Raw genomic sequence first — 6,746 nt, 5'->3', positions numbered from 1 at the left:
GCTCCCCCGATCAAGGCATAAAAAAGCGGGGAAATAATCGCGTCCACGATATTTTCAGCGACCGTTTCGACGGTACCGCGTACAATCTCAGGCTCATCAAGCTGTTGCGTATCCCGCCCAACTATCATGCCCAGCTCCCGCCGTGCCGCAGCCAGGTCATCCGCCTGCAACGCTCGGTATACTGCCATTCCTGCGTCCTTTAGTCCTTTGGAAGCAATCGTGGTCGCAATCAGCACCATTTCTACGCCGACAGACAACCACGGATGAATCCAGGCAAGCAAGTGCAATAGCGCCCAGGCGAGCGTAAAGGAGCCTCCCGCCACAATGAGTGGAAGCAGTATACCCGCACGTTTCAACCCCCGGTCACTTCGGGCCTGGCGGCGAATCGCTTTTTCCAATGCTGAAATGGCATGTCCCATACCGATGACTGGATGTGGCAACCACCTCGGGTCACCGATCAGCCTGTCCAAAAGATAGGCTGCCAGGATAATCAAGCTAACTGTCACGCCGCTGCTCCTCCTCCAGCACTTCACCCAATACAGACAGCAGCCTGGCGTTGGCTTCTGCATCCTTGACCGCAATTCGAAAATGGCTCGTCGTCAGTCCCGGATACATAGCACAGCTACGTATAAGAATTCCGCGTTGTCCAAGCGCCTGCTGAATCGCCGATGCGCTCCACGTACCCGGCGCCCTTGCCAGCACGTAATTGGCTTCGCCGGGAACAACACCGCAGCCCCATTCCGCCAAGGCGGTCAACAGGCGGTTGCGCTCCGTAGCAATCAGCTCCTGTGTTTGGTGCTCATATGCTTGCCCACTTCTCAAACACGCCTCCCCAGCCAGCAACGCCAATCCATTCACACTCCAGGTCACCTGTTTGGCCGTCATTCGCCGGATATAATCTGGATGAGCAATCGCATAGCCCAATCGCAAGCCAGGAATGGCATAAAATTTGGTCATTGACCGGATCAAAATCACATGAGGATAACGATCCAGCACAGGCAGTAGTGAGATTCGCCGTTCCAGCGGGATAAAATCAATGAATGCTTCATCCACCACCAGCACGGTACCCGTTTTGCCAGCCGCTTCTGCCAGTTCGCACAGCTCCTGCTTACCATATTGCACACCGTTTGGATTATTCGGCTGCCCAAGAAACAAAACATCTACCTGCTCCATGAGCTGAAGGATGTCCTCCACGTCCGCCTTCCATTGAAGCGAGGCCTTCCCGTACACCCGGTTGACCTCAGCTCCGAATTTGCCAGCCAGCTCCGCATATTCTGAAAAACACGGCTCCACTGTACCCACACGCTTAGGAGCCAGTCCCAATAGCAGGAGCGCCATACTTTCAGCCGCTCCGTTTCCGATACTTAACGACTCCGGTGGAACATGCAGTCGCCGTGCGAGCATATTTTTAAAATTCCGATGCCCAGGATCTGGATAGCGAATCACAGTGTCAAATGAGTGTTGCAGCGCCTCAAGCACCTCCGGTGGTGGACCAAGCGGATTAATATTTGCACTAAAATCTACAAAATCCGCAGCAGCTCCGCCGAATGTCGCTGCAGCTGTTTCCCTGTCCCCGCCATGACCGTAAACCTCTATCATTACCTCTCATCCTTTCCGGCCGTTTCCAATCATTTAGCTCCATTATGAGGCTGCTTTTTGCGTCCCGTCAATGCAAATGAGCTTTTGTGTACATGGCTCACTTGGGTTACAATAGAAGGAGGCACACATAAAATTACACAGTTTGTATATACGGAGGAATGGACATGCTGTTCATCGACAACCAGGGCATACACGATCCAGCCATTAATCTTGCCATTGAGGAGTACGCGCTCAAGCATCTTCCGCTGGACGACAGCTATCTGCTGTTTTACATTAATCAGCCTTCTATTATTATAGGCAAGCATCAAAATACCATTGAAGAAATCAATGCCGAGTTTGTCAGAGATAACAATATTCAAGTCGTTCGTCGCCTGTCCGGCGGCGGTGCTGTATATCATGACCTCGGTAATTTAAATTTCAGCTTTATTACCAAGGATAACGGGGAGTCCTTTCATAATTTCCTCAAATTTACGCAACCCGTTATTGATGCTCTGCGCCAAATGGGAGTAGAAGCTGAAATGACAGGCCGCAACGATCTGCAGGTCGGAGAACGTAAAATTTCAGGAAACGCCCAATTTGCCACACGCGGACGGATGTTCAGCCACGGTACATTGATGTTTAACCTGAATCTGGACAATGTGGCTGCATCGTTGCATGCCAATCCCGAAAAATTCAAATCCAAAAGCACTAAATCCGTCCGCAGTCGCGTGGCTAACATCAGCGAACTGATGGACCGTGAGATGACCATAGAGCAATTTCGCGAGGAACTGCTGCGTTTCATATTCGGTGCAGAATTGGATCAGGTACCTCAATATAAGCTCACCGATACCGATTGGGCCAAAATCCATGAAATATCCAAAGAACGCTACCAATCGTGGGATTGGAACTACGGTCTATCCCCCGAGAGCAATATCAAGCACACACGTAAATTTCCGGTCGGCATTATTGATATCCGCATGGATCTTAAGGAAGGCTATGTCCGTGATATTAAAATCTATGGGGATTTCTTCGGCGTGGGTGACGTTGCTGATATTGAAAATATCCTGCGTGGCAAGCGCTATGATGAAGGTGAGGTACGTCAAGCCTTATCCTCTCTCGATTTGAAGCACTATTTTGGTAATATTGAGCTGGACGATTTTGTTGGACTTGTATTTTTGGAAGACTAACCGTTACTTTTTCCCATCGTTTCAAGCCAACACTTCAGTGGTTATAAGGGGACAGGCTCTTATAGGGGCCGTCCCCTTTTCATTGCGATATTGTCATTTTGAATATTATAAGATACAATTTTAACATTGCCCCATGATAGAGATAAAGGAGAGAATACCGATATGTATAAATTAATTGCCATTGATATTGATGATACACTCATTAACGACCAGAAAGAAGTTACACCGGCGACACAACAGGCATTAGAAGCTGCTGTAGCGAAAGGTGTGGTGGTTACCCTCGCTACTGGACGAGCTTATGCCTCCGCACACAAAATTGCTCGACAAACTGGTTTGAACGTGCCAATCATTACGTACCAAGGAGCTTTGGTTAAAAACCTGCTGGACGAAAACGTGCTGTATGAGCGTTATGTTCCACTCGTGGCTGCACGTCGCCTGTATGAATTCTGCGTAGAACGCAATCTGCATCTGCAAACGTATATAGATGACAAATTGTACACACGTGAAGATAATCAGAAAATCAAAGATTACACAGAACTGAACAACACGGAATATTTTGTAGAGCCTGTATTCAGTAAAGTTATAGAGCAGCCGGCTCCTAAACTGCTGATCATCGACGAGCCGGAAGTGTTGGATGAATTAATTCCTGAACTTCGCGAACTGCTTGGCAATGAAGTTCACATTACAAAATCCAAGCCTCATTTTCTGGAAATTATGCATCATGAAGGCACCAAGGGCCATGCGCTTACCTTCCTTGCAAACCATTTTGGCTGTGAACTGTCGGAAACGATTGCTATCGGCGACTCTTGGAACGACCATGAAATGCTTGAATGTGCTGGTCTCGGCATAGCGATGGAGAATGCCATTCCTGATTTGAAAAAGCTGGCTGATTACATCACTCGTAGCAATAACGAAGACGGTGTAAAGCACGCCATCGACAAATTCGTACTCAATGTTGAATAAGCAAAAAGTGCCTGCTCCCATAATACTTAAATAAAGTAATACAACAACAAAGCCTCCAAACGTCGCATGATCAGTAACATACGACAGTTTGGAGGCCTTTTCTGTCAGATCATATAATAACCTGACCGCTATAAAATATCAGGCAGCAGAACGTACCTTGCGCCTGTTCACCAGACGGATAATTCCATTGTTCATAAGGATTAGTCCGGTCACAATGAGCAGCACCCCAGCCAGCATCCACCAGCTTACATGCTCTCCATACAACAACGCTCCCAAGCCCACCGCAATCGGCGGTGATATATACAGCCACGTCGTCGGAAACAGGGGATTTGTACGCTCCATGAGCCAGTAGAACAGTGTATGTGCAATCATTGAACCAAACAGGATCAGATAAAGTAAAGACCCCATGGCAGGAAGGTACTGCCACCCCTCAGAACTCCACGGTTCCGTGATCGCAGACAGTAACAGCAGCATCCATCCCCCATGGATCATTTGCGCCGCATTCAGGGCAATTGGGTTCGTTTCACGAAATACATCCATCACTCGCTTGGAATAAAGAGCTCCCCCGGAATAACACAGCTCCCCCAGCAAAATGACAAGGCATCCCGCCAGCCACAGACCACTGATCTGAACCGCCAATCCGGGCAGCACAACCAGTACCACACCAAGAAAGCTGATCATGCAGCCAACGACCGTAATCCGTGACGTTTTTTGCCGTAGCAGTACAGATTGCAAAATGACGATCATCATCGGCCCGGTAGCTGACAAAATAGCTCCGATCCCCGAGCTGACATATTGCTCTGCCCAATACAAGGCTGAAAATGTACCGAAGGTCGTTCCTGCTCCAATCAGCAACATTTCCTTACGCCATAATAACGACCATCGTACTTTTCCGGTCAGCTTCATAGCAATGAACAATATCGCCCCTGCCGCGAAAAAACGTACACCTGCCGATAGGAATGGTGGAAGTCCGGCTTCCACTCCCACTTTTATGGCCAAAAACGTTGTGCCAAAAATAAGACACATTACTGTAAACGCGATACCTATCATGATACGTCCCTCTCCCTTCAGTTGCTTTTAAGCATACAGGGGGACGAACAGAACAGATGTATAACTACAGAACAGTTGTATACGTTTTTAAAGTGCTATATAGTACAATACACAGAAAGGAGCGTGGACAGCATGGGTAAGAACAACAGCGAACTACTCTTTCCAGCCGATCATGCCTTAAAGCTGTATGAGCAGGTTATCCATTATGTAACTGTGCGGATTGATCGCGGGGATTGGCAAACAGACATGAAGCTGCCGTCCGTACGAAGCTTGGCTCAGGAGCTGGGTGTACATCGGCTAACTGTTTTCCGGGCATATCAGGAGTTGAAGCAACGGGGACTGGTCTATGTAAAAGACAAATCAGGATATTACGTTCATGCTTCCCAAGCGACTGGGCATGCAAAATATGCTGGCTACTCGGGACATTCGTCCATTGACCTCACGATTCACTCCGAATCTGCCCATGCGGCAGATGATCCGTCAGTTTCAGCCTGGAGAGGAATGGATGGACTTAGCCGCGTTCAATCGGTAAATGCGAATTTCCAGTTTTCCAAAGCGCTGATTGACCCCTCTCTCCTGCCCAACCGATTCTGGGGAGAGCTGATGATGCAGGTATTTGAAAAGCATCCAAAAGTAGCGGCCACCTATTCCGCTGTACAGGGCGATGCCGAGCTTCGGGAGGCCATGGCGCAGCATTTTAGCGTGGATAAGCATTTTGCTTTATCACCGGATGAAGTGCTGATTACCTCTGGAGCACAGCAAGCCATTGATTTAATTGCCCGATCTCTGCTCCGTACAGGAGACCGTGTATTGATCGAACGCCCTGCCTATGGCCCCGCTATGGAAATATTCCGTAGACTAGGCGCACGTCTGACTATGACTGATATTCGACCAGAAGGTTATGATATGGACCAGATTGAGTGGTGCATGAAAACGGAAAAACCACGCCTCTTTTATATGAATCCAACATTCCACAACCCGACGGGCTTTACGGTCCCCGATGAGCAGCGCAAACGACTGCCTGAACTAGCCGAGCGCTATGGCTGCCTTATTGTTGAGGATGACAGCACCTATGACATTAGCTTTGGGCAAAAGCCCCCTTCTCCGATTTTCGCCTATGATGTTTCGGGAAGCGTCGTCTACATTCGAAGTTACAGTAAATATGTCGCACCCGGTCTACGAATCGCAGCCGTGACCTGCCGACCACAGCTCATGAACAGCCTGCTGAACGTCAAAGCGTTAGTGGACAATGGATCGCCACTGCTGAATCAAAAGCTGTTTTTAGAATACTTTCAATCTCCACGTATGCAGCAGCATATTAAAAAGCTATGTATCGCGCTCCAGATTCGTAAGGAAACGATGGAAGACAGTCTCCGCGACTCCGGTTGGACGTGGACCAGCCCGGCAGGGGGACTCAACCTGTGGCTCCAGCTGCCTTCTACGTTGAAACCTAATGAATTACTTGCCAAAGGTATACAAGAGTCCGTATCCTTTGTCACCGGCAATGTGTTTGATCCCATCGGCGCAGAGGGTAAAACGCATATACGGCTGTCTTATTCATACGCCAACGAGCTACAAATCAAAGAAGGAATCTCCACACTTCTACGTATCAGTCGAACGATGTAAAGGTAAAGGGCACCTTTATTCTAACGGCAAACTCATGCCGGTGTGTGCCAAGCTAATCCCTTCCAGAAGCCCATAGTTGCGTGTGACATCCACATCATGGGACATATGTGTAAATACCGTGCTTTCAGGCTTAAGCCTTCCTATAAGCTCCTGAGCCTCCAGCATGTCATATACGGAACGGGTGGCATACTCGGCCTCCTCATGATAAAAACTCGTTCCCAGGACGAGCAAATTCAGATTGTGCAAGGGCAGAATTTCCACCTCATTCAATCCAATCGAATCCGAACAGTAAGCCAACGAGAAGCCGTCCTTTTCCAGACGATAAGCGTAGGCATATCCGTT

7 protein-coding genes are annotated in these 6,746 nt (G+C 48.6%); 3 read left to right on the top strand and 4 right to left on the bottom strand.

The genetic code is table 11. From position 1 onward, the window contains the following. Together GRP75_RS16620 and cobD are read right to left on the bottom strand one after the other, a co-directional pair. The coding region (locus GRP75_RS16620) for a cobalamin biosynthesis protein (protein ID WP_160789840.1) at window positions 1-506 on the bottom strand (506 nt) is incomplete at its 3' end. Beyond that, window positions 496-1,599, bottom strand: a complete 1,104-nt coding sequence (gene cobD / locus GRP75_RS16615) for a threonine-phosphate decarboxylase CobD (protein ID WP_160789839.1) — start codon at window positions 1,597-1,599, stop codon at window positions 496-498. The genes GRP75_RS16620 and cobD, both read right to left, overlap by 11 nt. A gap of 164 nt (window positions 1,600-1,763) precedes the next feature. On the opposite strand from cobD, the gene lplA reads away from it, so the two are divergent. After that, complete coding sequence (lplA, locus tag GRP75_RS16610; protein ID WP_053324908.1) at window positions 1,764-2,765, top strand: lipoate--protein ligase; 1,002 nt, start codon at window positions 1,764-1,766, stop codon at window positions 2,763-2,765. A 162-nt stretch (window positions 2,766-2,927) separates the two neighbouring features. Next, a complete protein-coding gene (locus GRP75_RS16605; protein ID WP_023987642.1) occupies window positions 2,928-3,728 on the top strand; it encodes a Cof-type HAD-IIB family hydrolase in 801 nt (266 codons plus the stop codon). A 138-nt stretch (window positions 3,729-3,866) separates the two neighbouring features. Here the strand turns inward: GRP75_RS16605 and GRP75_RS16600 are convergent, their stop codons facing one another. Continuing rightward, window positions 3,867-4,778 carry a DMT family transporter gene (locus GRP75_RS16600; RefSeq protein ID WP_013309297.1) on the bottom strand — a complete coding sequence of 304 codons (912 nt, stop codon included), beginning with the start codon at window positions 4,776-4,778 and terminating at the stop codon, window positions 3,867-3,869. Window positions 4,779-4,910: 132 nt separating this feature from the next. On the opposite strand from GRP75_RS16600, the gene GRP75_RS16595 reads away from it, so the two are divergent. Next, window positions 4,911-6,404, top strand: coding sequence for an aminotransferase-like domain-containing protein (locus tag GRP75_RS16595; protein WP_023987640.1), 1,494 nt, complete (start codon window positions 4,911-4,913; stop codon window positions 6,402-6,404). A 15-nt stretch (window positions 6,405-6,419) separates the two neighbouring features. On the opposite strand, the gene GRP75_RS16590 is transcribed toward GRP75_RS16595, so the two are convergent. Then, window positions 6,420-6,746, bottom strand: a 327-nt coding sequence (locus GRP75_RS16590) for an MBL fold metallo-hydrolase (RefSeq protein WP_483311094.1), incomplete at its 5' end; no start/stop codon positions are given.

The sequence above is a fragment of the Paenibacillus sp. OT2-17 genome, from assembly GCF_009827695.1.
Lineage (GTDB): Bacteria > Bacillota > Bacilli > Paenibacillales > Paenibacillaceae > Paenibacillus > Paenibacillus polymyxa_B.
The sequence above is the reverse complement of the archived record's forward strand: the minus strand, read 5'-3'. Positions and strand labels throughout refer to the sequence as shown.